The sequence below is a fragment of the Azospirillum lipoferum genome, assembly GCF_024170005.1.
GTDB classification, from domain to species: Bacteria; Pseudomonadota; Alphaproteobacteria; order Azospirillales; family Azospirillaceae; genus Azospirillum; species Azospirillum lipoferum.
This window is the reverse complement of the sequence record NZ_JALJXJ010000013.1, coordinates 100,495-124,276: the sequence shown is the minus strand read 5'-3', so window position 1 is coordinate 124,276 and position 23,782 is coordinate 100,495. Positions and strand designations below refer to the sequence as shown.

Below are 23,782 nucleotides of genomic sequence, written 5' to 3'. Positions count from 1 at the left end.
AAGTTTCAACCATGTCCTTACCGCATATCGGTGATCGCCTTCACCATCGCCCGCACGCCCGCATCGGGCACTTTGTCACGCCGCAACACCAACCCAAGCTTGCGGATCAAAGGTGGCGTCAGAGCTTGGACTGCGAAGCACTCGCAATCCTGCGGACCTGCCACGGTGACCGACGGCAGGATCGACCGGCCGAGCCCGGCGGCGACGAGATTCTTGATCGCCTCCACATTGCCCAGTTCCATCGCCGGGCGCGGCTGGATGCCGCCGGCCATGAACCAGCCGTCGATCACCGCCCGCATGGTCCCGCCGCGCTCGTAGAGGATCAGCGTTTCATCCGCCAATGCCGCGGGGGCGATAGCCGGCTTCGGCGGACCCGCGTCGTTGCGGGGACCGACGCAGACCAGTTCCTCGGCACAGACCGGTTCGATGGACAGGCCGGGCCGCCCGGCGGGCAGCGTGACCAGCGCCAGATCCAGCGTTCCGCCCTCCACCGCATCCAGGATGTCCGGCGTATTGCCGGTGACGACGATAATCTCCAGCCCAGGATGGGCGTTGCGCAGTGCGGTCAGGATCGGCGGCAGGCGGTAGATGCAGGCGGTGGCGCCGGTGCCGATGCGCACGCGCCCAACCTCGCCGGCACGGTGGCGGCCCATGGCGGCGGCCGCAGCCTCCATTTCCTCGCGCAGGCGGCGGATGAAGGGCAGCAGGTCGCGCCCGGCCGCAGTCGGCAGGGCGCGCTTGCCCACCCGCTCCACCAGCCGCACACCGAAACGCTCCTCCAGATTGCGGATCTGCATGCTGACCGCCGGCTGGGTCAGGCCAAGCCGCCCGGCGGCCTCGGTGAAGCCGCCATGCTCGACGACAGTGGCGAAGGTGATGAGTTGGTCGAGGTTCAGGCCGCGCATACCCATAGTCTTTCTTATGGTTCCAATCAAATCAATAAATTTGCCTTTTCTTCGCAGGTCCGCGACGGTTGAGCCCATGACCGCCGCCATCACCACCCCCGCTCCCACCCCTGGGCCGATCTGGCTCGTTCTGCTCTGCGTCAGCCGTTTCGCCACCTCGCTGTCCTTCATGGTCTATGCCGGCGCGCTGGGGCCGGCGATGCAGGCCTGGGGCATGTCGGCGGGAGGGGCCGGCTCGATCCAGACCGCCTTCAATGTCGGCTACGCCCTGTCACTGGTAGGATCCTCCTGGTTCGCCGACAGCCTGGGCGCCAAGCGCGTCTTCCTGTGGGCGAGCTGGGCGACCGCCCTGACCGGGATCGCCTTCGCCTTTTTCGCCCGCTCGGCGGAAAGCGGGCTGCTGCTGTTCGCGCTGATGGGGCTGACCCAGGGCGGCACCTATGCCCCCTCCATCATGCTGGTGGCACAGGGTGTGCCGGCGGAGCGGCGCGGGGCGGCGGTGGGCTGGCTGCTGGCGGCAGGATCGCTCGGCTATTTCGCCTCCATCGCACTCGCCGCCGGGCTTGCCGAGCGGGTGGGCTACGAGGCCGCCTTCATCGCCTGCGGGCTGGGGCCGCTGCTGGCGGCGCTGCTGGCCACGCCGGGGCTGCATGGCCGGCCCAATCTGGTGGCGGGCGGACCGGCGCGCCGGCTGCGCGGCGCCTTCCGCTTCCTGGCCGACCGCCGCTCCTTCCTGCTGACCGCCGGCTACACCGCCCATTGCTGGGAGCTGCTGGGCATGTGGGCTTGGCTGCCGGCCTTCCTGACCGCAAGTCTCGCCAATTCTGGAGGGGCGGGGTCCGGTGGAGCCGGCGTGCACGGCCTGTGGGTCGCCGGGGCCATCCATATCTCGGGTTTCCTGTCGTCGCTGCTGATGGGACGCGCGTCGGACCGGCTGGGCCGGCGATTGGTGCTGGTGGCGATGGGCGTGCTGGGAACTGCCTGCTCCGTCTCTATCGGCTGGATGGAGAGCATGCCGCTGGCCCTCGTGCTGGCGATGGCGGCGCTTTACGGCTTTTCCGCACTGGGTGATTCGCCCGTGCTGTCGACGGCGATGACCGAGTCGGTCGAGCCGGGCAGCCTGGGGGCGGCACTCGCCGTGCGCTCCATCCTGGGCTTCGGGGCTGGCGGTGCGGCCCCTCTGGCGGTCGGCTTGGTGCTGGATCATGCCGGTGGTTCAGATGGCTCCGGATGGGGATGGGGTTTTGCGCTTCTCGGCGTCGGCGGCGGGTTGGCGACCGTCTGCGCCCTTCTTCTTCCCGCCGACCGTCCTGATCGGAGCTGAACAATCATGGTCTCCATTGCCGGGCCTGCCATCACTGTGCGGGCGTCCGCGGACGCCGACATTCCCGACATCACCGCGCTCTACGCCCGCCACGTGCTGCACGGCACCGCCTCCTTCGAGGAGGTTCCGCCGGACGAGGCTGAGATGGCCCGGCGCCGTGCCGACATCCTCGGACGCGGCCTGCCCTATCTGGTGGCGGAGTGCGACGGCCGGCTGGCCGGCTACGCCTATGCCGGTCCGTACCGAACGCGCAGCGCCTACCGCTTCACGCTGGAGAATTCCGTCTATGTCGCCGACGGGATGGGCCGGCGCGGCATCGGCCGGGCACTGATGATCCCGCTGCTCGAGATGTGCGAGGCGGCCGGCTACCGCCGGATGATCGCGGCGATCGGCGACAGCGCCAACCACGGCTCCATCGGCCTGCACAGCGCCTGCGGCTTCCGTCCCGTCGGCATCCTGCCGGCGGTCGGCTTCAAGTTCGGTCGCTGGCTGGACGGCGTGCTGATGGAACGCCCGCTCGGCAACGGGAGCGACAGTTTGCCGGTCGGCTGAGGCCCCCTTCAGTCAGCCCCCAGCAGCTCGTCCGGCCGCAGGCTGGGCGCCTTCGCCATCGGCACCGTCCGCGACAGCTCCGCCGAGGGCAGTTGCCAGTCCACCGGCGGCGCCGATCCCGGCGTCGGCCGGTACTGGTCCAGCACCGCCAGTAGGGTCAGCAGCGCCAAAGCCAGCGCCACAACCAGCAGCCGGCGGTCGATCCCATCCATCGGGCCTTTGCCGTCATGTCCGGTATTGTCGCGATCCAGCAGGGCCATGCTCCATCCCTCCGTCCTGTCGACCTCGTCGTCAGAAACAAGCTTGATCCATGCGGCGGATCGTCACAATGCGGCTTTGGCACAGCCTGCCTTCGGCTGAAACGAAGGCAGACCCTCGGGGGGGAAGATCTGGTTGCCGTGACAGTCGGCACACCCCTTCCGTCCCAATTCCCCTCGACACGACGCCACACACAGTCAATAAAGCGGATTGCTGCACCTCGAAATCAATTCTGGGGGCAGACGACCGCCGCCCACGCGAGATCCGCGTATTCGATTCCCGGGATCCCAATGACCGCTATCCGCATCGTGATCGTCGAGGACCAGCAGCCGATCCGGCGCGCCCTCGCCAGCCTGCTGTCACCAGGCGCCGAGGCGGGATTGTGCCATGCCCGCATCCATCTGGCGCAGTGACTCCTGCCAGAACGGAAAGCGGCGATTGTCGACTTCCAACCGATATCCCTTTCTCCATACTGCCCGTCGATCGGAGCCTGCCGACGGTGGGAAGAGATCGCCACCACCGGCCGGCCTTGGCGGCCAGAAACGCGACAGAACAAAGCAACAGGGAGGACAGAAACCATGACCAAGACGACTTGTAGCACTGCCATCGCACTTACCACCTCACTGGCCGCATCGCTGCTCGTCCTGGGTGGAACGGCGCAGGCAGCCGATCCGGTCAAGCTGATCGACGTCATCGAGCTGTCCGGTCCGGGCGCCCCCGCCGGCACCAACTGGAAGAACGGCGTCGATCTGGCGGTGAAGGAGATCAACGCCAAGGGCGGCATCCTCGGCCGTCCGATTGCGGTCACCCATTACGACAGCCAGACTAATCCGGGAGCCACGCGCGCCGCCGTCCAGCGCGCGGTGGACGAGGACGCCTATGTCGTGCTCGGCCCGATCTTCTCCGGTCCGATCAGCGCGTCGATGCAGATCACCCAGCGGGCCGGCGTGCCGCAGATCGTCGGCGGCGAGGCGTCGGCCTTTACCAAGCAGGGCAACCCCTACATCTTCCGCACCTCGCTGAACCAGGCCGACGCGATGCCGAAGCTGGCCAACTACCTGCGCGACGAGGTGAAGGCGAAATCGGTCGCTGTCGTGTGGGTCAACAATGATTTCGGCAAGGGCGGCCGCGACGCCATGATTCCGGAGTTGCAGAAGCGCGGGATCCAGGTCGCCGCCGACATCGCCACCGAATCCGGTCAGGCCGATTTCGCAGCCGACGCGATCAAGGTGAAAAACGCCAACGCCGACGCCGTCTTCGTCTATCTGAACGAGGAGGAAAGCGCCCGCTTCCTGCGCGCCGCGCGCCAGCAGGCCATCGCCAAGCCGGTCATCGGCGAGACGACGCTGCTGGGGGCCAAGGTGATCGAACTGGCGGGCGAGGCGGCCAACGGCGTCAAGGGCCATGTCGGGCTGCTGGTGGACGCGCCCAAGCCGGGCTTCGCCGCCTTCGGCAAGACGTATCAGGATGCCTACGGCTTCACCTCCGACCACAACGGCATCAAGGGCTACACGGCGGTCTACACGGTCAAGACCATCACCGAGCGCGTCGGCAAGTTCGACCGCGAGGCCTTCGCCAAGACCCTGCACGGCGCCCGCATCGACGTCGCGCAGGAGCCGGGCATCCTGATCGACACCAAGTGGCTGGAGAACGGCGACGTCGACCGCGAGAGCTTCCTGGTCGAAGTGACCGACGGCAAGCCGGTGGTCAAGGCCACCCTGCCAATGATCAATCCGTAAGGCAGCATCCATAAGGCACGCGGGACGGCTCCCCCCGGCCGGAGAGCCGTCCCCTTGTTGCCGCGCTCACAGTCCAGGAGACTGACTTGGACCAGTTCCTTCAACTCGTCGTCGCCGGTCTGGCGACGGGCGCCATCTATGCGCTGGCCGCCATCGGCTTCACCCTGGTCTGGCAGACCTCCCAGACGATCAATTTCGCCCAGGGCGAATTCGTCATGCTGCCGGCCATCCTGGTCCTGGTCGGGACCCACGCCGGGCTGCCGGTCTGGGCCGCCTTCGCGGTCGCCAGCATCGCCTTCGTCCTGCTGTTCGGCTTCGGCTTCAAGCGCTTCCTGGTCGAGCCGATGCAGCGCCACGGCGTGCTGCCGCTGGCCATCGCCACCATGGCCCTGTCGGTGCTGGTGAAGGAGGCGGCCAAGAACGGCTTCTCCGCCGAGGCGCAGCCCTTCCCGTCGCTGGTCCCCGACGGCATGCTGTCCCTGTGGGGAGCGGCATTGTCGGCCCGCGACCTCGCCATCTTCGTTGTAGCGGTGGTCGCCATCGTCGGGCTTCAGCTGTTCATCACCCGCACCCGCACCGGCCGCACCATGCAGGCCACGGCGCAGAACCCGACGGTCGCCCGCATCCTCGGCATCCCGGTGGAGCGGATGATCCTGCTGACCTTCCTGATCAACGCGATGCTGGCGCTGGTCGCCTCCTACCTCGTCTCGCCGGTCTATCTGGCGAAATTCTCCAACGGCGAAAGCATCGGACTGGCCGCCTTCATCGCCGCCATCGTCGGCGGCTTCAACCAGATCCGCGGCGCGCTGGCCGGCGGCTTCCTGATCGGGCTGATCGACAACCTGACCGCCGCCTATGTGTCGAGCGCTTACCGCACGGCGGTGCCGCTGGTGGTGCTGGTCGTCGTCATCCTGGTGAAGCCGGAGGGGTTGCTGGGCCGCAAGGAGGAGCGCACGGTATGATCCGCCGCCTCGACGCCAGCCTCTTGATCCTGCTGGTCGCCTTCCCCATTCTGTGGCTCCTGCCGTCCGGGCTGAAAAGCTACGGGCTCTACGTCGTCTCGCTGTGGCTGGTCATGTCGATCGCCGCGATGGGGCTGAACCTGACGCTGGGCTATGCCGGCCTCACCTCGCTGGCGCAGGGCGCCTTCCTCGGCATCGGCGCCTATGCCACCGCCATCCTGACCACCAAGGCCGGCTGGCCGCTGCCGGCGGCCTTCCTCGCCTCCAGCGCGCTGTCCTTCGCGGTCGGCGTGCTGCTTGGGTTCCCGGCGCTGCGGGTAAAGCACCATTACCTCGCCTTCGTCACACTGGCCTTCACCGTCGTCGTCTTTCTGGTCGCGCGGAACGAGCAGTGGCTGACCGGCGGCGTCTTCGGCATCGCCAACATCCCCCGCCCGGTCCTGTTCGGCAGCGACCTGGGCGCCGCCCTGCCCTTCTACCGCCTGCTGCTCTGCGTCACGCTGGTGCTGGCGCTGGCTATGTGGTGGCTGTTGAAATCGCCCTGGGGACGCGCCTTCCTGGCGCTGCGCGAGAACGCCGTGCGCGCCGCCAGCCTGGGCGTCGACATCCGCGCCTATACCCTGCTGGCCTTCGCCATCGGCTCGGCCTATGGCGGTGCCGCCGGTTCGCTCTACGCGCCTCTGGTGGAGTTCATCGATCCGGCCCCCTTCGCCCTGTCCGCGTCCTTCGTCCTTCTGCTGACGGTGGTCGCCGGCGGTGCCGGCTCCTTCTTCGGCCCGTTCGTCGGCGCCTTCTTCTCCTACATGCTGCCGGAGCTGCTGCGGGCGACCGGCGGCTGGTACCTGATCATCTACGCCGCCGTGGTGCTGCTGATCGTCATGATCAGCCCGACCGGCCTGCTCGGCCTGATCGAACGCTGGCGCGACCACCGCTCGCAGGCAAAGGCCGCTGCGGCGCGGGCCGCTGCCGCGCCGACACTGGGCGCCGCTTCCGGCGAGACCGACAGCCTCGGGAAAGGGGCGACCCAATGACTCATGTGCTCGAAGTCAGCAGCCTGAAGAAGTATTTCGGCGGGGTCAAAGCGGTGGACGGTGTGTCCTTCACCGTGGAGGAGGGCGAGATCCTCGGCCTGATCGGTCCCAACGGCTGTGGCAAATCCACCCTGTTCAACTGCATCCTCGGCCAGCTGACGCCAACGGAGGGAGAGGTGAAACTGGACGGCCGCGTCGTCACCGGCCTCTACCCGGCGCAGTTGAACCGGCTGGGCGTTTCCCGCACCTTCCAGCTTCTTCAGGTCTTCCCCAACCTGTCGGTGCGGGAGAACCTGATCCTGGCGGGGCAGGAGCACAAGGGTAGCATGATCGGCCGCCTGTTCGGCGCCCGCGATGCCGGGCTGACCGCCGAAGCCGACCGGATGATCGCCTTCTTCAAGCTGGAGCATCTGGCCGACCAGAAGGCCGGCGGCCTGTCCTACGGCCAGCAGAAGCTGCTCGATGCGGCGATGGCCTTCATGGCCGGACCGCGGCTGGTCCTGCTCGACGAGCCGGCGGGGGGCGTGAACCTGACGATGCTGGCGAACCTGAAGGAGCGCTTGCAGATCATCAACCGCGAGCTGGGCGCCACCTTCGTGGTGATCGAACACAACATGGATTTCGTGATGAGCCTGTGTTCCCGTGTGGTGGTGATGGCGGAAGGCAAGATACTGGCCGAAGGGCCGCCCTCGGCCATCCGCAACGACCCGGCGGTCATCGAAGCCTATCTCGGCCATTAAGGGAGACGCCGAACATGATCCCTGTGGACCAGCCGATCCTGACCCTGTCCGGCGTCGTCGCCGGCTATGGGCAGATGACCATCCTGAACGGCACCGCCTTCTCGGTGCCGCGCGGCTCGATCACCACGGTCATCGGCCCGAACGGCGCCGGCAAATCGACCGTCTTCAAGACCATCTTCGGCCTGCTTCCGGCACGGGAAGGACAGATCCTCTTCGACAGCCGCGACATCACCAATCGCAAGCCGCGCGCCCTGCTGGAGGCCGGGATCTGCTACATCCCCCAGGGCCGCAACATCTTTCCCGAGTTGTCGGTCCGCCACAACATCGAACTGGGCGCCGTCGCCGCCGGTCGCGGCATCACCGACATGCCGCAGCGGATCGAAGCGGCGCTGGACCGCTTCCCCGTGCTGCGCCAGAAGGCCGACCAGCAGGCCTCCACCCTGTCCGGCGGCCAGCAGAAGCAGCTGGAGATCGTCCGTGGCCTGCTGCTGGATCCCAAACTGATCCTGATCGACGAACCCTCCATCGGCCTGTCGCCGGCGATGGTGGCGGAAACCTTCCAGATCCTGCTGGAACAGCGGGCCAGGGGCGTCTCGGTCCTGATGATCGAACAGAACGCCCGCTCGGCGCTGGCGATGTCCGACTATGGGCTGGTTCTGGAGCTGGGCCAGACCCGCATGTTCGACAGCGCGGCGGCGATCCTGTCCGACCCGCGCGTCGGACAGCTCTTCCTCGGCGGCAGCCTGGAAAAGACAGTCGCGCCATAAGGTGCCGGTTCGAACCGGCAACCCGGCATGGAACGATCACTCCCGTCCTTTGAATGTCCGCAAGATCGCGACGACCAGACTCCCGGCGACGACGCACCGCCGGGTTCAGCGGCCAAACACCGTATATGGACGCCCCCATCGGCACCCGGAACCGCGGAGGTCCGGGCATTGGAATTTCTGTGGGAATGCGCCCATGAGCGACTGTTTTCTGGCACGGACCGCGCTGGCCGGCGGCATCGTCTTCGCCGTCCTGTCCTTTGCCGTCCATAAATCCGGTTCCGTGGACGTCTGGTTCCGTCAGGCGTCGCGCCAACTGGGCGAAGGGTCGGACATCGCCCAGCCCCTCACCGCCGACGGGGAACGGCCAGCCGAGCCGCCGGCACGGGCGTTCGACCGCGCTCATCAGACACTTCGGCCGGATGGCACCCGGCAGTCGCCGGTGGCGTGGCCCTGATCGCCCGCTGACCGGCAGCCCACCACCTCCCTTCCCCTCTCCCTGCCCAACCATCCGTCCGGGCGATAAGACGCATCGGCAGGAAGTATCTCACGCCTCATGAACTGATTTGCAGGCTGACGGTATGGCGGCCGCATAACAAGACGACCGCAGAACTCGAAGCTTGAACGGGCGGTCGAGCTCTGCCTGGGCGAAATACGCCGATGCCTTGCGTAGGATCTCGTTCGCCTGGCGCAATTCCCGGTTCTCGCGCTCCAGCGTCTTGATCTGCTCCTGTTCGTCCCTGCTCGGCCCCGGCCGCTTGCCCTGGTCGCTTGCCCTGGTCGCGTTCGGCCTGCCGGACTCAGCCCCGCAGCGTCTCCGGAGTACAGCCGATCTTCGTCGCGATCGAGCTGATCGCCGCCCATTGCGAGGTGTGCTCGCTTTCGTGTTCGAACACCATCCGAACCGCGCGCTCACGGACGTCAGGGGCGTATTTGGGTGATGCCTGTTTCGTCATGTCGACCCCAGTCGCTCAGAAGATGAGGCCTCCAGGACACCCGGTACGGTTCACTGGTGCCGCGGAAGCGGCTCTTGCGATGACCGTTCACCGCGTCACCTCACTTCAGCCCATTCAGTCGCTCTCGGCGACGCATGTCAGCGTCTGCGTGCCAAGCCCGGTGATCGTTCCCTCCACCACGTCACCCGGCTGGAGGAATCGCTGATGGTGCGTGCCGTTGCCTGCCGGCGATCCGGTGCAGAGGATGTCGCCCGGCAGCAACCGCACCCGGGACGAGACATACTCGATCTGCCGCGCCACATCGAAGATCATGTCGGCGGTGCTGTCGTCCTGCATGACCTGCCCATTGAGCGTGAGCGTGATCCGCAGAGCCTGCGGGTCGGGAACGAAGCGCGCGGGCACGATCCACGGTCCGGTGGGAAGGAATGTCTCCGCGCATTTCGATGACAACCAATCGGTGCCGATCGCCTTGAGGTCCGGCCGGTAGACGCGGTCCCGAACGGTGATGTCGTTCGTCACCACATAACCCGCGACGACCGACAGAGCATCGGTTCGTGGGACGTTGCGCGCGGGTCGGCCGATGACGACGCCCAGTTCCAATTCCCAGTCGGGCTCCGCCGCCCCCTTCGGCAGAATGATACGGTCATAGGGACCGGTCACCGCCGACGGCAGCTTGACGAACGCATAGGGGGTGCCGGTTCGGGACCGTTCGTCCATCATGGCCATCGCCCGTGCCAGGCGTTCTTCGGACGTCAGCCCTTCCGCGGCGGGATCGGGCTGCTTCGCGCTGAGTTCCGCCACATGCCTGCGGTAATTCGCCCCGCTGCAGAAGATCTGGCGCGGCCGGAGCGGCGCTTCGAGCCGGACGTCGGCGAGATCGACCGCTCCGGCCGCGGGTGGCGCCGCCATGATCGCCGACAGTTTCCCATCCACCTCATCCCACGCCTCGAAGATGGCGAGGGTGTTGCCAAATCCGGCAAGGCCGGGAAGGCTCGCGACGTTCCAGACCCGATCATCCTGAATCACGCAGGCGAAACTGCGCCCGCGGTGTGTCGCCGTACCGATGGCGTGGTGGTGTGACACGATTGATCTCCGCTCTGAACCCTGTGAGGTTATGGTCTGCCGAGCCGGCGGCGATGCCCCTGGGCAGCTCCTGCTCAGGCTTGCTTCACCGCCTGGAAGCTCACCGCCCGCCACGCACCGTTTTCCAACGCCCAAACCTGGGTGACGAAGCTGTTGACCTCGACCTTCTCGTTGGTGTCGCGCCGCCCGACCAGATTGGTCATGGGGCCGGTGACGATCGCGACGGTCTCGGTCGGAACACGGACCAGCAAATCGCCCCGCCGCACGCCGTAGAAGCGCAGGACGCGACCGGCGTGCTCAAGCAGTTGCTCCTTTCCATGGACGATCCCGGTGGTGTGGACATGCACCAGATCATCCGCCATCAGATCGGCGAGCGTGGCGATGTCGTCTGCAACGAGCGCCGCACAACGGCGCGCCTCCTGCTTCAGAACCGCCGCCTCGATCGCGCGCCGCGCCTGTTCGGTCACTGCCATTCGCTGTCCTTTCAGTGCCCGCCCTCGGACGGCGGACCGCCATCGTTCGTTCGATCGTGTCTTGTGGGAGAGCCGCCTGCCGCTGCGAAAAGCCGCGTCGGCCGCCGGCTTCAGCGATGCCCCTTATGGTCCTTGCGCGCCGGCGTGACGCCGTCGACATAGCCCACGTCCCACGGCGCCTCGTCGAAAATCCAGGGCTGCAGGTTGTGCATGAAGGTCATGGTGCCGAAAGCGGCATCCCAGCTGCGCGGGACCCAGCTGTCGTCAAGCATGTCGCTGTCGCAGCCATATTCCGCCTCGCCCCCGGCAGGACATGGAAGATAGAGGAAGATGGCGCTGGCGATGCGATGACGCCCGAGGCCCCAGGTCGATTTCTGCCAACCCCGGCGCTCCATGACGTTGGCGCCGACCATCACCTCGTCGATGTCCTCGACGCCGAAGTTGGCATGATTGAAGCGTATCTTCCCGTCCAGGCCGGGAAACGGCAGGTCGGATTTCAGCCAATAGATCGAGTGGTGATCCTTCGTGCCGGGAGCCCGGGCGAAGATCCCGAATCCCCGCTGGATGTCGGACAGGCGGAACTGCAGCACGTCGTGATACCACTGCCAGCTGGCCTGGGGATCCGGCACCTGGTAAACGACGTGCTGGATCGTTTTCGGACTGGCTTTCAGCTTCCACTTGCGCAGCTGGTTGAGGCGATGGATCGATCCCAGGCTGTTCACCGGATCGGGCGCGCCGAACACCGTCCGTTTCGGATAGACGCGGATCCCGGCCGGAATTCCATCGCAGTCCAGGAAATGCGCCGTGCCCTCGCCATCGATCGAAACCTCGGTCACCGCACGCAGGCGGGCGACGATCCGGTCATGGTGCTTCTGATCGGGAACGCCCCAGATCACTTTCTGGACACCATAGCCGACAAGCCGCTGCCCCTCGGTCACCGCATCCGCCAACGGCCGGATGACGACGCTTGACCCCTCCTCCAGTTCGAACAGGGCGGCCTTGCCGTCGGCGCTCACCAGAGGCAGGCCGAAGTCGGTGAAATAACGGGTGCAGAGTGGTACGTCCTCCACACCGTAGATGATCGTCTCGATCCCGTTGATGCCAGACAATTCGCCTCTCCCGAAGGTCTGCCGATCGCTTCAATAGTCCGCGGACAAGGCACGGCTGGCCGCGCCCATCAGCTCGCCGAGCCGGGCGGCCGGTCCGCGTGCCAGCTGGTGGGCTCCGATGGCCAGGCTGCTCTCCACCACAATCCGGCAGCGCTCGTAACGGCGCCCGGTAAAGGCCGAGAGTGCGGCCGGGACATCGCTCCCGGAGCGTTCCAGCTCCTCGCCCAGCACCATCGCGTCCTCCACCGCCGATCCGGCGCCGGAGGCGAGGTGCGGCGTGGTGGCGTGGGCGGCGTCGCCGATCAGCACCACGCGCCCGCTGTGCCAGGGGGGCGGCTGAAGCGCGGCCTCCAACGGGCGATAGACGATCGAGCAGGACATGCTCACGGCATCGCGGATGGCGGCGACGGCGCCGCCGAAATCGGCCAGCAGCTTGCGGACCATGGCCGGCTGTTCGGTCGGTTCGACCCATCGGCGGTCGGGGTCGGGGTTGAGGATGAACAGGTAGACCTCGTCCCTGGACACCGCATTGATGCCGACCAGATTCTCATGCCCGACATAGAACTGCGTGCGGGTGAACCCTTCCGGCCGCCTGGCCACGATGCGCCAGCTGCCCTGCCCGTTCGGCGTCGGCGTCACCGCATTGGCGAACAGCATGGACCGGGTCTTCGAATAAATCCCGTCCGCCGCTACCGCCAGATCGAAGGACTGCATCGTTCCGTCGGTGAAGGTCACGTCAACCCGGTCGGGCCGGTTGACGATCCGCTCCGCGCCGACACCCAGCGCGACATCGACGCCCAGTCGGCGGACCTCGCTGGACATGATCCTGTGAAGCACCGGCCTCATGATCCCGCCCGCCGCCGGCAGCCCCGGCTCGAGTTCGGGATCGTCGAACCGATGGATCGGCGCACCGCTGTAATGAAAGAGTTCATGCCCGATCACGCAGGCGCCCTGCTCCATGATCCTGTCGAACAGGCCAAGCCGGCGAAAGGCGCGGAATGTGGGGGCCGTGACGGTGATGCCGGCGCCGTAGACCCGCCAGTGGGGGTCGATGTCGATCAATTTGACGGTATGGCCAAGCTGGCGGAGACGAATGGCCGTCGCCATCCCGCCAATACCGCCGCCGATGATGAGTACCGAGCTCAATGACGTTTCTCCCGTTAAATTTTCCCCAAAGCGTCGGGCGCCTGCGATCGATCACCGGAGGCTTCGGCTCTTCGTCTGGCGATCGGCTTCGCCCGTCGGAACCCACCGGGTTTCAGGCGCTCCGGTCCGTTTGCAGCCCCAGCAGCCGGGCGGCGTTGAGCCCGAGGATGCGGTCCCGGACCTCCGGCTCCAGGCCGGCATGGAAGGCCAGCGGGTCGGGCTCGGCCATGTCGAAGGGATAATCCGTGCCCAGGCACAGCCGTTCCGGCCCATGCACGCGCAGCAGCGCGTCGAGCTGGCTCCGGTCGAACACCAGGGTATCCAGCCAGACCTGGCGGAGATAATGCGACGGCTCGTGCGCGATGTGAGCCCGGCATTCCGGCCGCACCCGCCAGGCGTGATCCATCCGTCCCCAATAGCTCGGGAGGTATCCGCCGCCATGGGCCACGCAAAGCTTGAGGCCGGGATGGCTGTCGAGCACGCCGCCGAAAATCAGGTGGGAAAGCGCGATGGTCGCTTCCAGCGGATTGCCGATGATGTTGTTGAGGTAGTGGTCCGTCAGCCTCTCGCCATGCGTGAAGCCGAGCGGATGCAGGAACACGAGAATGCCCAGCTCCTCGGCCGCCGCGAAGAAGGGGCGGAATTCCGCATCGGCGAGTTCCCGTCCGTTCACGTTCGAATTGATCTCCACCCCGCGAAAGCCGAGCTCCGTCACGCAACGGCGCATTTCGGCAATCGCCATCCCGGTGTTCTGCAAAGGCACAGTGCCGAGCGCCACAAACCGGTCCGGGTGCGATGACACGGCCTCCGCCAAGCCGTCATTGACCATCCGGCTGAGTTCGCGGCCCAGTTCCGGCGGCGTGAAATAGAAGTACTGGCCCGGCGAGGGGCTGATCGCCTGGACATCGATGCCCAGCCGGTCCATGTCGGCCAGCCGCTCCTCCGTGCCATGCAGCCGGGAAGCGATGGCGGCGAACATGCTGCCGTTCACCGCCTGCGAAGCGGGAGACGTGAACGGCATCGCCGCCGGGGCATCGGGAAGAACTTCCCGCAGACGCGCGTCAGCCCGCCGGACGGCAAGATGGCAGTGAATGTCGACGACCAGCGACTGGCCGTTCCGACGCACGATCGGATGGTCGTTCTCGTGGGCACAGCGGTCACAGCGGTGAAAGCTGCCTGTCATGGCCATCCCCGGCGGTCTGGTTGCGGTCCGCTGAGGCTAGCCGCCGCCCGCCGCGGCAGGAACGCGTTTCTTCGGATAGAACCTATCGGTGAGACTGATTGCTTTTTCCATGATCAATTGGTCAACTCGAACGGTTCGCGGCCATCGCAGGGGAAAGACGTGCGTTTCGACGGGCTTGACCTCAATCTCCTTGCTGTGTTCGACGCCCTGATCGAGGAAAGCTCGGTTTCCGGAGCCGCAAGGCGACTGAACATGAGTCAATCGGCCATGAGTGGTTCGCTGGCACGCCTTCGTCAGTTCTTCGGCGACGACCTGCTGATGCAAGTGGGCAACAAAATGATGCCCACCGAGACCGGCCTCGAACTGGCCGGCCGGGTGCGCGAGGTTCTGACCCTGGTCCGCGCGACGATCACCACACCGATCGGGTTCACCCCCGCGACGGTGGAACGGCAGTTTCGCATCGTGGCTTCAGACTATGTGTACGACGTGATGCTGGCTGAAATTCTGCGGAACATGAGGAAGGTCGCGCCGAGGCTGACATTCGATCTCGCCACGCCGACCGCCCACCACGCGGAGTGCTTCCAGCGTGGTGAAGTCGACCTGTTCATCACGATCGACGACTATCTGTTCGACGATCACCCGGCCCGCTTCCTGTTCGAAGACCAGCTTGCGGTGATCGCATGGAACGGGGCACCGGCGCGCGACGGCACTCTGACGATGCAGGAGTTTCTCGAACGCCCCTGTGTGGACATCTGCTTCGGCCCGGGGCGCGCCCCTGCCTTCGTCCAGCGACTGATCGGCGGCACCGACCTCAAGGTGAACGTCGAAGTCAGGGTCGACAATTTCAACTCGGTGGTCGCCTCGGTCATCGAAACCGATCGTATCGCGCTGCTCAATCGTCTCCATGCCTTCCATTTCAGCCGGCTGTACCCGCTTGCCGTCTACCCGCTGCCGATGCCCGCACCTCGCATCCGTGAGAATGTGCAGTGGCATTCGAAGCGCCGGAGCGACGCAGGGGTTCAGTGGCTCAAGGACAGGATTGTCGAGGGTGTGCACCGGCATACGGCAGCCGCCCCGTGAGCCCCTTCCGGAATGGCGGCGAACCGGCGAAGTCGGCTGCCTTCCCGGCCACCCGTCACGGATTTCCCTTTTGCGCCGGAGGGGCGGTCCGCCATGCCGGCTCAGTGTCCGGCATAGCGTGACGGCGGCACGCCGTAGCGGCGCTTGAAGGCGTCGCGAAAAGCCGCATCGGAGGCATAGCCGAGATCGAAAGCCAGCCGGGTCAGATTGGGCCGCGACTGCAGGATGCTCTCTGCGGCCAGATGCATCCGCCATTGCGACAGATATTCGATCGGCGAGACTTCGACGAGTTCGGCGAAGCGCGTGGCGAAGATCGTTCGCGACAATCCGGCTGTCTGCGCCAGCGAGGCGACCGTCCATTTCTCTCCCGGCTTCGCATGGATCGCCTTCAGCGCGCATGCAATGCCGGGGTCGGTCAGGCCGCGCAGCCAGCCTCGGATGGCACGGCTTCCGTTCAGCAGATGGGTTCTGAGCGTGCTCAGGAACATCAGTTCGGCCAGCACGCGGGCCGTGGCGGCGAAGCCGGGTGCGTTGGCATCGCGGGCCGAGAGGAACTCGACCGCCAAGGCCACCCACGGAAACGCGCCGGACTGCCCGTTGCGGACCACGATCATCTCCGGCAATGCGGCCAACAGCGGATTGCGGTGCCAACCCGGCAGTCCGAACGCCAGGCCCAGCAGTCGCGTGACCGCCCCACCGCCGCCCCATTCCAGCAGGAGCGGCGATTCCGGCTCCTGGTCGGGCTCGAAATCCGGCAATCCGTTCGCCTTCCAGGCTTCGGAGAAATGCGTGCATGGTCCGTCGGCCGACGACGAGATGGAATAGCGGCCCATTGCGAACAGCACGATATCGCCCTGCTCCAGCCGCACGGGCTGCTGCCCAGGCAGGCAAAGCCAGCAGGGCGGACCATCGACGAGGCCATAGGCGGTCGGTGAGTCGAAATCGTCATTGTACAATCCCCACGGCGCACCCAGCCGCAGCGATCCCACCGCGCTGTGGTGCAGTTTGATCGATTTCAGAATCTCGCTGAGCGCGTCCATGAACGATACCGGCGGCAATTCGAACTGTAGGCCCGGCTGACAGTTGATCGGAGGGGCGCATATAACGATACCGACATCGCGGCACGATTGGTATCGGCTTCGAACCGGCGGCTCCAGAGGAGAGGAACGTGGGTATCGCATTCACTGAAAACGCCAGCCGTCTCCATGCACCCGCAGGCATCGCATGCAGCATCGACGGGGCGGAGCTCCGGTCCTTCGCATCCGACGGCGACACGCCGCAGGGGCATGTGCCCCGCGCCGTCCTGAAACCGCGGAGCACGGACGAAATCCTAAGCCTGATACGCTGGGCGAACGACAGCGGAACCGGTGTCGTGCCGGTTTCGTCCACCGGTCGCCGGCGTCGCGGCGATACGGTTCCCGCACGGGACAATGTGGTGATCGCCGATCTCTCGGGCATGAACCGGCTTCTTCATGCCGATGCCCGTGACAAGATCGCCATTTTGGAAGCAGGTGTCGATTTCGGCACCGTCGACGACCTGCTGCAGCCTCATGGTCTGCGCGCCCTGCGGCCGCTGTCGCCGCGGGCCGGCAAATCCGTCCTCGCCAGCTTTCTGGAGCGTGAGCCCCCGATCAATGCCAACGACCATTGGGATGTGGCCGATCCCTTTGGCGGAACCCTTCTGGTGCTCGGCAACGGGCATTGCGCCCCCACCGGCGGCGCCGCCATAGAAGGCACGCTGGCTGAACAGCTGGCGCGGGGGCATCGGCAGATGATGCCGATCGGTCCGACCAACCTCGACCTGCTTCGTGTGTTGCAGGGCGCGCAGGGCAGCCTGGGACTCATGGCCTGGGCGGCGCTGTACTGCGAACGCATTCCCACGATGGAGCGGGGCTGGTTCGCCAGCGCCGACGCCCTGGAACCGGTGATCGATCTGGCCAGGGAGTTGCTTCACCACCGCATCGGCAACGCCCTGTTCATCGTCGACCGCGTGCAGCTCGCCTTGCTGCTGGCGAGGGACGCGGCGGCATTCAACGCCCTGTGCGGCGCACTTCCGGCCTGGACACTGTTCGTCGGCCTGTCGGCGGGACGGCAGGCACCGGAGGAGAAGATGGCTTGGCAGCAGGCCGACCTCCGCGCCGGCGGGGAGCGGCATGGCGTGGGGTTGGCCGAATCCCTGGCCGGCCATACGGCGACGGCGCTGGGCCAAAGACTGCGCGTGGCCGAACCGGTCTCGTTCCGCGACCGTGTATCGGGCGCACACCGGGAGCTGTTCTTCCTGCAGCAGCTCGACCGTGCCGCAGGCTTCGTGCCGCTGGTGCGGGACGGGCTGACGAAGGCCGGTCTCGGGCATCTGCCGCTTGGTGTCTACATCCAGCCGATGGCCCAGGGCGTGTACGGCCACATCGAATTCACGCTTCCCTACGATCCGGACAAGGCGGACGATGCGCAACGTTCTGCCGCTGCGTGGCAGGCTGCGGCGGAGCGTTGCGCCGATGCCGGCGCCTTCTTCAGCCGGCCCTATGGCGCATGGTCCGATCTGGCCTACCGGCATGACGACGGTATCCGGTCGATGATGGCGTTGACCAAATCGATCCTCGATCCTGCCGGGGTGATGAACCCCAACCGCCTGCCCTATTCCTGAACGACCGCGCCGGACGCGGCGGTTTCCTTCCGGTGCCACAGCCGATGCACCGCCGACCGCTGTCTTGACTTGGCCCTGCCGAAAATTCGCGACAACCGACACCAGCATCTCCCGGCCGGGAGCCAGCCCGGCCGATGGGAAAACCGTGAGAGGCCGCAGGATGCACTCCCCCCAAACACTTGAGGACCGCCGCGACTTCCTGGCGCGGTGTACCCGCTGTTCCCAATGCAAGTTCGTCGCCGCGCCCAGGAGCCAGCGGCACGCCTCGGCCTGCCCGAGCATCGATTATGGCCAGTTCCATGCCTACAGCGGCGGTGGCCAGCTTATCATGGCCTACGGCCTGCTCGACGGCGCCGTGCCGCATTCCGCCGAGATGGCCGGCGCCGTCGCCAGTTGCACGATGTGCGGCAATTGTGACGTCTCTTGCAAGATCAACTTCGGCGAAACGGTCGAGCCGCTCGACTCCCTGTATGCCCTGCGCGCACAGCTGGTGCATGACGGGCATTCGCCGGCTCCGCACCGGAAAATGATGGAGAGACTGCGCCGGTCGGGAAACTCCTGCGGCCAGCCGCGGGCGGAGCGGGCCCGCTGGGCCGATGGACTGGCGTTCGACGGAATGGGGAAAGCGGAGGTTCTGCTGCACGTCGGCAGCGGCCTCGCCTATGAACCGGCGGGCTGGCCGGGGTTGCGCGGCGTGGTCGCCACGCTTCATCGCTCCGGCATCGCCATGACCCATCTGGGGAACGAGGAAGGGTCGTCGGGCAGTCTCGCCTTCGACCTCGGTTATGTCGATGAGGCCCGGATGCTGGCGCAGGGACTGATCGAGCAGGCCCGGCAGTCGGGGGCCGGGACGCTGGTGACCTTCTCCGCCGCCGCATTGTCGGCCTTCCGGTCCGTACATCCGCGCTTCGGACTGTCCTTCGGGCCGATGCGCGTCCTGCACATCACCGAATATCTGTGGGAGTTGGTGGAGCAGGGCCGCCTGTCCCTGGCCCCCTTGCCCGACCTGAAGGGCCGACCGGTCGCCTACCACGATCCGTGCAAGCTTGGACGGTTGAGCGAGCCGAGGCAAACACAGGATTCCGGTCTCGACAACCGGATGTCCGGCATCCTGGTGTCGCGGACACCCTCGGCTCTGCGCTTCGGCAATGGCGGCTGTTACGAGGCGCCCCGCGCGCTTCTGCGCGCCATGGGCGTGGATCTGGTGGAGCTGGAGCGCCACCATGCCTCCAGCTACTGCTGCGGGGCCTGCGGAGGGGTTAGGGAAACGGTGCCGGAGGCAGCGGCGCTCGCCGCGCGCAACCGGCTTGCGGAATTGCAGGACAGCACGGCGTCGATTCTGGTCAGCGCCTGCGCCGGTTGCACCGGGCATCTGGCCGAGCATGCCGGCAGCGTCGGGCGGGCCGTCCAGATACAGGATTTGCTTGGCCTGCTCGCACAGGCGCTTCGGCCTGTCCCGGCGCTGGCCGGTTGAACCCAGGAGCTTTCCCGATGAGCAGAAAGATCGAACTTCCGCCACAGGTCCGCAGTGAACTGGAGCGGATCGTCGGCGCCCGCCATATCAGCACCGACCCGGCGATGCTGTCGGCCCACGCCTGGAACACCGGCGTCGGCAAGGTGCCGGGCGCGGAGAAATTCGCCGGCATCTGGCCGGTGGCCGTGGTCCTGCCGGAGAGCACGGAGGAGGTCGCGGCGGTGGTCAAATGCTGCGCGCGCCACAAGCTGCACTTCAAGGCCCATTCCACCGGCTACGGATCGATGAGCAACGCCTGCTCTCCCGAGACGGTCGTGATCGACCTGCGGCGGATGAACAGGCTGGAAATCGATGCGAAGAACCGCATGGCGATCATCGGTCCCTACGCCACCGCCGGGGCGCTCCAGGCCGAAGCGCTGAAGCATGGCCTGACCTGCCACATCGTCGGGGCCGGTCCCGCCCATTCGCCGCTGGCCTCCGCCACATCGCTGCTGGGGGTGGGCGTCACCTCGCAGGGCACCAGCATGAACGCCCGCAACCTTCTGTCATGGGAATGGGTCACGCCCCAGGGCGACATCGTACGCGGCGGCACCGCCGGTTCCGGTTGCGGCTGGTTCGCCGGCGAGGGGCCCGGCCCTGGCGTGCGCGGCATGATCCGGGGCTTCTGCGGGGCGGCCGGCGGACTGGGGGTCTTCACCAGGATCGGCTACAAGCTGTACCCCGTACCGGTGACGGGGCCGCAGGAGCCCACCGGTCGCCTTCCGCAGCTGGGCATGCGCATTCCGGACAATGCCGGTTTCCTCCACGCGGTATGGCCGGATTGGGACAGCCACCGCGCCGCGACCTTCGAATTGCTCGACGAGAACCTCTGCTTTGCCATGCTGCGCATGCCACCCGACCATATCGGATGGACGGTGACGGGAAGCAACGCCGACTATGTCGACCAGGTGAAGCGCGGTGCATTGCCGGAGGTGGCACAGCCGGCCAGCGACAGGAACTGGACGCTGCTGACACTCTCGCGCTCGCCGGCAGAACACGCCTGGCGCCTGGGCGTAGTGAAGGAGATTGTCCGGCGCACCGGCGGCCGCATCCTGGAACTGACCGACGAGCATGCCGAAGTGCTGTTCCGCAATCTGTTCACCTCGCAGTTCGTTCCCCGCGTTCTCAGGCCCTCGGGCGGCATCACGACCTCCTTCGGCGTGCTCGACTCCTTCCATTTCCTGCCGCGGGCGATGGAGGCGGGGCAGGAGTGCCTTGCCGGAGAAAACCTGCCCGGCGGCAAGCTCGTCGAAGGCGGACGCGAGGAGCATTGGTCCTGGCCGCATGAGGGTCGCTATCTCTGGACGGAGAACATCATCAACTTCGACCCAGCGAGCAAGCCGGCGCGTATCGCCGCCGCCCGCGCGCTGCTCGATCATTTTGCGATCAGCTGGAAGAACCCGGTCGGCGTGATGGCGCTCGGTCTCGGGCCGGTGATGGAGTTGCAGGGGGAGCAGATCGGCGCGCCGCAACGCTACATCCGTCAGGTGAAGAACCGGCTCGACCCCGGCAATGCGTCGCGCTCCAACGAATATGTCCTTCCCGTCGTACCGAAGCCGGTGGCGGCCGCGCTGCCGATGCTGAAGCCGGTGATCCTGTCCCGCCCGGTGCTCGGGCTGATGTCCCGCGTGGTCGGCACCAAGGGCATGTGACCGCGTGGCTCGGGGCGGCGGCGGTTTATGGCGCCCTGGTGACAGGCGGGCGCAGCTTTCCGTTCACGGATCCGGACGCATCGTCCAGCCGCATCGCCGACAGCCTGAGTCGGCGGGGCGAAGCCCCCAATCCGAACGAACCGCAGGAGCGCGACCGGCTGTTTATCCGTTCAGGCGATAGGAGCCATCGGCAGGAAAGATTTCACGCCTGACGAATAGCTTTGTAGGCTGACGATATGACGGTCGCACAACAAGACGGCCGCAGAACTCGAAGATCGGCGTATCCGCCGCTTGCCAACAACAATTGAGTTCGACCGCCATGGCCGCCACTGCCGGCCATGCGGGACCGCGTCCTTGGGAGGGTGCATGATGTCCGATGCCGTGGTGCGGGTGGTGCCGTCGCGTGCCGCCACCGCGCAATCCGTGTCCCTGATTCTGCCGGTCATCCTGCCGGTGATGGCGGCGGTTCTCGTCGCTCCGGTCATTCCCGACATCACTCGGGCCTTCGCCGCCGACCCGAACGCCGGGCTGCTGGTTCCGGTCGCCATCACCATTCCGGCACTGATGCTGGCCCTGTTCTCGCCACTGGCCGGATGGCTGGCCGACCGGTTCGGGCGCAAGCGCCTGCTGGTCGCCGCCCTGCTGGTCTATGCGGTGTGCGGCGTAGCGCCGATCTGGCTCGACCATCTGCCGGTGATCATCCTGAGCCGGGCGCTGCTGGGGATCTGCGAAGCAGCGGTGATGACCTGTTCGACCGCGCTGATCTGCGATCACAACCAGGGCCGCGAACGCGCACGCTGGCTGGCGATGCAGTCCGTGATGGCCTCCCTGTCCTCGATCCCGCTGATTGTGATCGGCGGGCTGTTGGGCGAACAGAACTGGCGGACACCTTTTGCCATCTATGGTCTGGCGGTTCTCATCGTCCCGGCGGTCCTGCTGCTGGTGGAGGAAGCGCCCAGGGAGGCCGACAGCCCGGCCGGCGGCATTGCCGGTTTCCCGCGGCGACGCTTCGCCATCATTGGTCTGCTCGCCCTGGCCGCAAGCCTGCTGTTCTACATCATGCCGATCCAGATCGGCTTTCTCCTGGCGATGCAGGGCATCACCTCACCCCAGAAGATCGGGTTGGCGACCGCCACCGGCAGCCTCGCCATTCTCGCCGGCTCGATGATTTTTCGCCGGCTGTCGCGCAAGGGGACGATGCCGGCTGCCGCCACCTTCGCCTGCATGGGGGTGGGACTGCTGACGATGGTTCTGGCCCGGGATTTTGCGGGAGTGGTCGCCGGTGCCGTCCTGCATGGGTTCGGCTGGGGCATCGCTCTGCCGCTGCTGCTGACAATGGCGATGGCCGGGCTGCCCTTCGATCTGCGCGGTCGCGGGACCGGTGTTTTCATGGGCGCCGTGTTCATCGGCCAGTTTCTCAGTCCGCTCAGCGTGGCCGCCATCGACGGCGTCCTCGGCGGTTTGGTGCCTGCCATCAAGGTCTTCGCCGTCTTGTCCCTCCTGCTGGCCATCGCGGCTGCCGTGAGCCTGCGCGAGACGCGAACCGACGATTGAGCGGCCGCCGGTCGTTGCACCCCTCTGCCGGACCGTTCCTACGGACGACGCACCGGTTCCGGTGCGCGGTGTCAGACGGGAGGCCCGTCGGGGCTCCCGGACCCCCAAACCGTCTACCCAGATGGGAGGGGAAAGGAAAATCCAAAAATAACGAATAGAAGATACAGGAAGGAAGCGATGAGAGATTTTTTTGGTTCGCAGATCGGCCGTCGGGTCAAAGCCGTTGCCGCCGCGGCATTGTCCGGAGTTCTAGCCTTGTCGGCCGCATCCGCCTGGGCGACCGAAGGTGGAACCTCGTCCTACCCAGGGGGCTCCTCGCAGTTCTATGGAGCAGGTTTCCCGCCGATCCCCGGCACCTACATGCTGTCGCAGTCCAACTATTACAGCGCAAATCGCCTCAATGACGGCAACGGCAACAAGATTCCCATCGATTTCTCGATCAAGACCTATTCGGAAACCATCCGCATCCTGCATATCACCAACCTCAAACTGGCGGGCGCGGATGTCGTGACCCAGCTGGTGGTGCCGCTGGTTCACGGCAATCTTAGCGTCATGGGCCACGGAGACACCCAGACCTCGGTCGCCGATTTGACAGGCACCCTGGGACTCACCTGGCATTTCGGCCCTCACAATGTGGTTGTCGGCCTGGATTTCACCGGCCCCACCGGCCGCTACAAGAAAGAGAACGCGCTCAACATCGGCACCAACCACTGGTCACTCCAGCCGACGCTCGGCTACAAATATTTCGATCCGGAGGGATTCGAACTCTCCGTCGTGCCCCGGCTGGTCTTCAACACCAAGAACACGGCAACCGATTACACCTCCGGCAACGAGCTGTATGTCGACTACGCGGTCGGCTGGAATTTCGGTCCGACAAAGGTCGGTCTGGTCGGTTACGCCTATCAGCAGTTCACCGACGACAAGGGGCGGGGCGTCGGCTCCGACGGCAATCGGGGCAAGGCCTTCGCCATCGGTCCGTCGCTAACCTACAGCTTCACCCCCGCACTGCATGTCAGCGGGTCCTGGCAGCGCGAACTGGTGGCGGAGCATCGGACCCAGGGCAATTCCCTATGGGTCAATTTCGGCGTCAAGCTCTGACCGCCGCAGGAGAGAC

The 23,782-nt window shown here is 66.3% G+C and carries 23 protein-coding genes and 1 pseudogene; 15 read left to right on the top strand and 9 right to left on the bottom strand.

The window, feature by feature from the left end; genetic code table 11:
• Positions 1-17 precede the first annotated feature (17 nt).
• A complete protein-coding gene (locus tag J2848_RS26410; protein WP_149233804.1) occupies positions 18-905 on the bottom strand; it encodes a LysR family transcriptional regulator in 888 nt (295 codons plus the stop codon).
• A gap of 76 nt (positions 906-981) precedes the next feature.
• Here J2848_RS26410 and J2848_RS26405 point away from each other — a divergent pair, with 76 nt between their 5' ends.
• On the top strand, positions 982-2,229 hold the full coding sequence (locus J2848_RS26405) for an MFS transporter (protein ID WP_149233803.1): 1,248 nt from the start codon (positions 982-984) through the stop codon (positions 2,227-2,229).
• A 6-nt stretch (positions 2,230-2,235) separates the two neighbouring features.
• Positions 2,236-2,781, top strand: coding sequence for a GNAT family N-acetyltransferase (locus tag J2848_RS26400; RefSeq protein ID WP_149233802.1), 546 nt, complete (start codon positions 2,236-2,238; stop codon positions 2,779-2,781).
• An 8-nt stretch (positions 2,782-2,789) separates the two neighbouring features.
• Here the strand turns inward: J2848_RS26400 and J2848_RS26395 are convergent, their stop codons facing one another.
• Positions 2,790-3,041 (bottom strand): hypothetical protein, encoded by a 252-nt coding sequence (locus tag J2848_RS26395; protein WP_149233801.1) that lies wholly within the window; start codon positions 3,039-3,041, stop codon positions 2,790-2,792.
• 288 nt (positions 3,042-3,329) lie between these two features.
• Here J2848_RS26395 and J2848_RS35990 point away from each other — a divergent pair, with 288 nt between their 5' ends.
• From J2848_RS35990 to J2848_RS26365, 7 genes are all read left to right on the top strand, one after another.
• Positions 3,330-3,452: a hypothetical protein gene (locus J2848_RS35990; RefSeq protein ID WP_281288645.1), complete on the top strand. Its 123-nt coding sequence runs from the start codon at positions 3,330-3,332 to the stop codon at positions 3,450-3,452.
• Between the two features lie 165 nt (positions 3,453-3,617).
• Positions 3,618-4,778, top strand: coding sequence for an ABC transporter substrate-binding protein (locus tag J2848_RS26390; protein ID WP_149233800.1), 1,161 nt, complete (start codon positions 3,618-3,620; stop codon positions 4,776-4,778).
• A gap of 86 nt (positions 4,779-4,864) precedes the next feature.
• Positions 4,865-5,740, top strand: coding sequence for a branched-chain amino acid ABC transporter permease (locus J2848_RS26385; RefSeq protein WP_149233799.1), 876 nt, complete (start codon positions 4,865-4,867; stop codon positions 5,738-5,740).
• Complete coding sequence (locus J2848_RS26380) at positions 5,737-6,771, top strand: branched-chain amino acid ABC transporter permease (RefSeq protein ID WP_149233798.1); 1,035 nt, start codon at positions 5,737-5,739, stop codon at positions 6,769-6,771. Before J2848_RS26385 ends, J2848_RS26380 begins: the two co-directional genes overlap by 4 nt.
• Positions 6,768-7,511, top strand: coding sequence for an ABC transporter ATP-binding protein (locus tag J2848_RS26375; RefSeq protein ID WP_149233797.1), 744 nt, complete (start codon positions 6,768-6,770; stop codon positions 7,509-7,511). Before J2848_RS26380 ends, J2848_RS26375 begins: the two co-directional genes overlap by 4 nt.
• A 14-nt stretch (positions 7,512-7,525) precedes the next feature.
• Positions 7,526-8,278, top strand: coding sequence for an ABC transporter ATP-binding protein (locus J2848_RS26370; protein ID WP_170307183.1), 753 nt, complete (start codon positions 7,526-7,528; stop codon positions 8,276-8,278).
• A 193-nt stretch (positions 8,279-8,471) separates the two neighbouring features.
• The gene (locus J2848_RS26365; RefSeq protein ID WP_149233796.1) at positions 8,472-8,732 is read left to right on the top strand and encodes a hypothetical protein; all 261 of its coding nucleotides are present in this window, start codon (positions 8,472-8,474) and stop codon (positions 8,730-8,732) included.
• A gap of 145 nt (positions 8,733-8,877) precedes the next feature.
• Here J2848_RS26365 and J2848_RS26360 read toward each other — a convergent pair.
• The 6 genes and pseudogenes from J2848_RS26360 to J2848_RS26335 all read right to left on the bottom strand — a co-directional run.
• Positions 8,878-9,231 (bottom strand): annotated as a pseudogene (locus tag J2848_RS26360) (transposase); the annotation flags it as partial.
• Between the two features lie 114 nt (positions 9,232-9,345).
• Entirely contained in the window at positions 9,346-10,314 is a 969-nt protein-coding gene (locus tag J2848_RS26355; protein WP_211103265.1) for a fumarylacetoacetate hydrolase family protein, read from the bottom strand.
• Between the two features lie 74 nt (positions 10,315-10,388).
• Positions 10,389-10,787 (bottom strand): nuclear transport factor 2 family protein, encoded by a 399-nt coding sequence (locus J2848_RS26350; RefSeq protein ID WP_149233795.1) that lies wholly within the window; start codon positions 10,785-10,787, stop codon positions 10,389-10,391.
• A 110-nt stretch (positions 10,788-10,897) separates the two neighbouring features.
• The gene (locus J2848_RS26345; protein ID WP_149233794.1) at positions 10,898-11,896 is read right to left on the bottom strand and encodes a VOC family protein; all 999 of its coding nucleotides are present in this window, start codon (positions 11,894-11,896) and stop codon (positions 10,898-10,900) included.
• 30 nt (positions 11,897-11,926) lie between these two features.
• On the bottom strand, positions 11,927-13,042 hold the full coding sequence (locus J2848_RS26340) for an FAD-dependent monooxygenase (RefSeq protein WP_149233793.1): 1,116 nt from the start codon (positions 13,040-13,042) through the stop codon (positions 11,927-11,929).
• Positions 13,043-13,154: 112 nt separating this feature from the next.
• Complete coding sequence (locus J2848_RS26335; protein ID WP_246194156.1) at positions 13,155-14,231, bottom strand: amidohydrolase family protein; 1,077 nt, start codon at positions 14,229-14,231, stop codon at positions 13,155-13,157.
• A 153-nt stretch (positions 14,232-14,384) separates the two neighbouring features.
• Between J2848_RS26335 and J2848_RS26330 the strand changes: the two genes are divergently transcribed.
• Positions 14,385-15,305, top strand: a complete 921-nt coding sequence (locus J2848_RS26330; protein WP_170307182.1) for a LysR family transcriptional regulator — start codon at positions 14,385-14,387, stop codon at positions 15,303-15,305.
• 101 nt (positions 15,306-15,406) lie between these two features.
• On the opposite strand, the gene J2848_RS26325 is transcribed toward J2848_RS26330, so the two are convergent.
• On the bottom strand, positions 15,407-16,345 hold the full coding sequence (locus tag J2848_RS26325) for an AraC family transcriptional regulator (protein WP_170307181.1): 939 nt from the start codon (positions 16,343-16,345) through the stop codon (positions 15,407-15,409).
• 128 nt (positions 16,346-16,473) lie between these two features.
• On the opposite strand from J2848_RS26325, the gene J2848_RS26320 reads away from it, so the two are divergent.
• From J2848_RS26320 to J2848_RS26300, 5 genes are all read left to right on the top strand, one after another.
• Positions 16,474-17,949: an FAD-binding oxidoreductase gene (locus tag J2848_RS26320; RefSeq protein WP_170307180.1), complete on the top strand. Its 1,476-nt coding sequence runs from the start codon at positions 16,474-16,476 to the stop codon at positions 17,947-17,949.
• A 160-nt stretch (positions 17,950-18,109) separates the two neighbouring features.
• Positions 18,110-19,423 carry a (Fe-S)-binding protein gene (locus J2848_RS26315; protein ID WP_149233789.1) on the top strand — a complete coding sequence of 438 codons (1,314 nt, stop codon included), beginning with the start codon at positions 18,110-18,112 and terminating at the stop codon, positions 19,421-19,423.
• Between the two features lie 17 nt (positions 19,424-19,440).
• The gene (locus J2848_RS26310) at positions 19,441-21,114 is read left to right on the top strand and encodes an FAD-binding oxidoreductase (RefSeq protein ID WP_149233788.1); all 1,674 of its coding nucleotides are present in this window, start codon (positions 19,441-19,443) and stop codon (positions 21,112-21,114) included.
• Between the two features lie 366 nt (positions 21,115-21,480).
• Complete coding sequence (locus tag J2848_RS26305) at positions 21,481-22,668, top strand: MFS transporter (RefSeq protein ID WP_149233787.1); 1,188 nt, start codon at positions 21,481-21,483, stop codon at positions 22,666-22,668.
• A 255-nt stretch (positions 22,669-22,923) separates the two neighbouring features.
• Positions 22,924-23,766 (top strand): SphA family protein, encoded by an 843-nt coding sequence (locus J2848_RS26300; RefSeq protein WP_170307179.1) that lies wholly within the window; start codon positions 22,924-22,926, stop codon positions 23,764-23,766.
• Positions 23,767-23,782 lie beyond the last annotated feature (16 nt).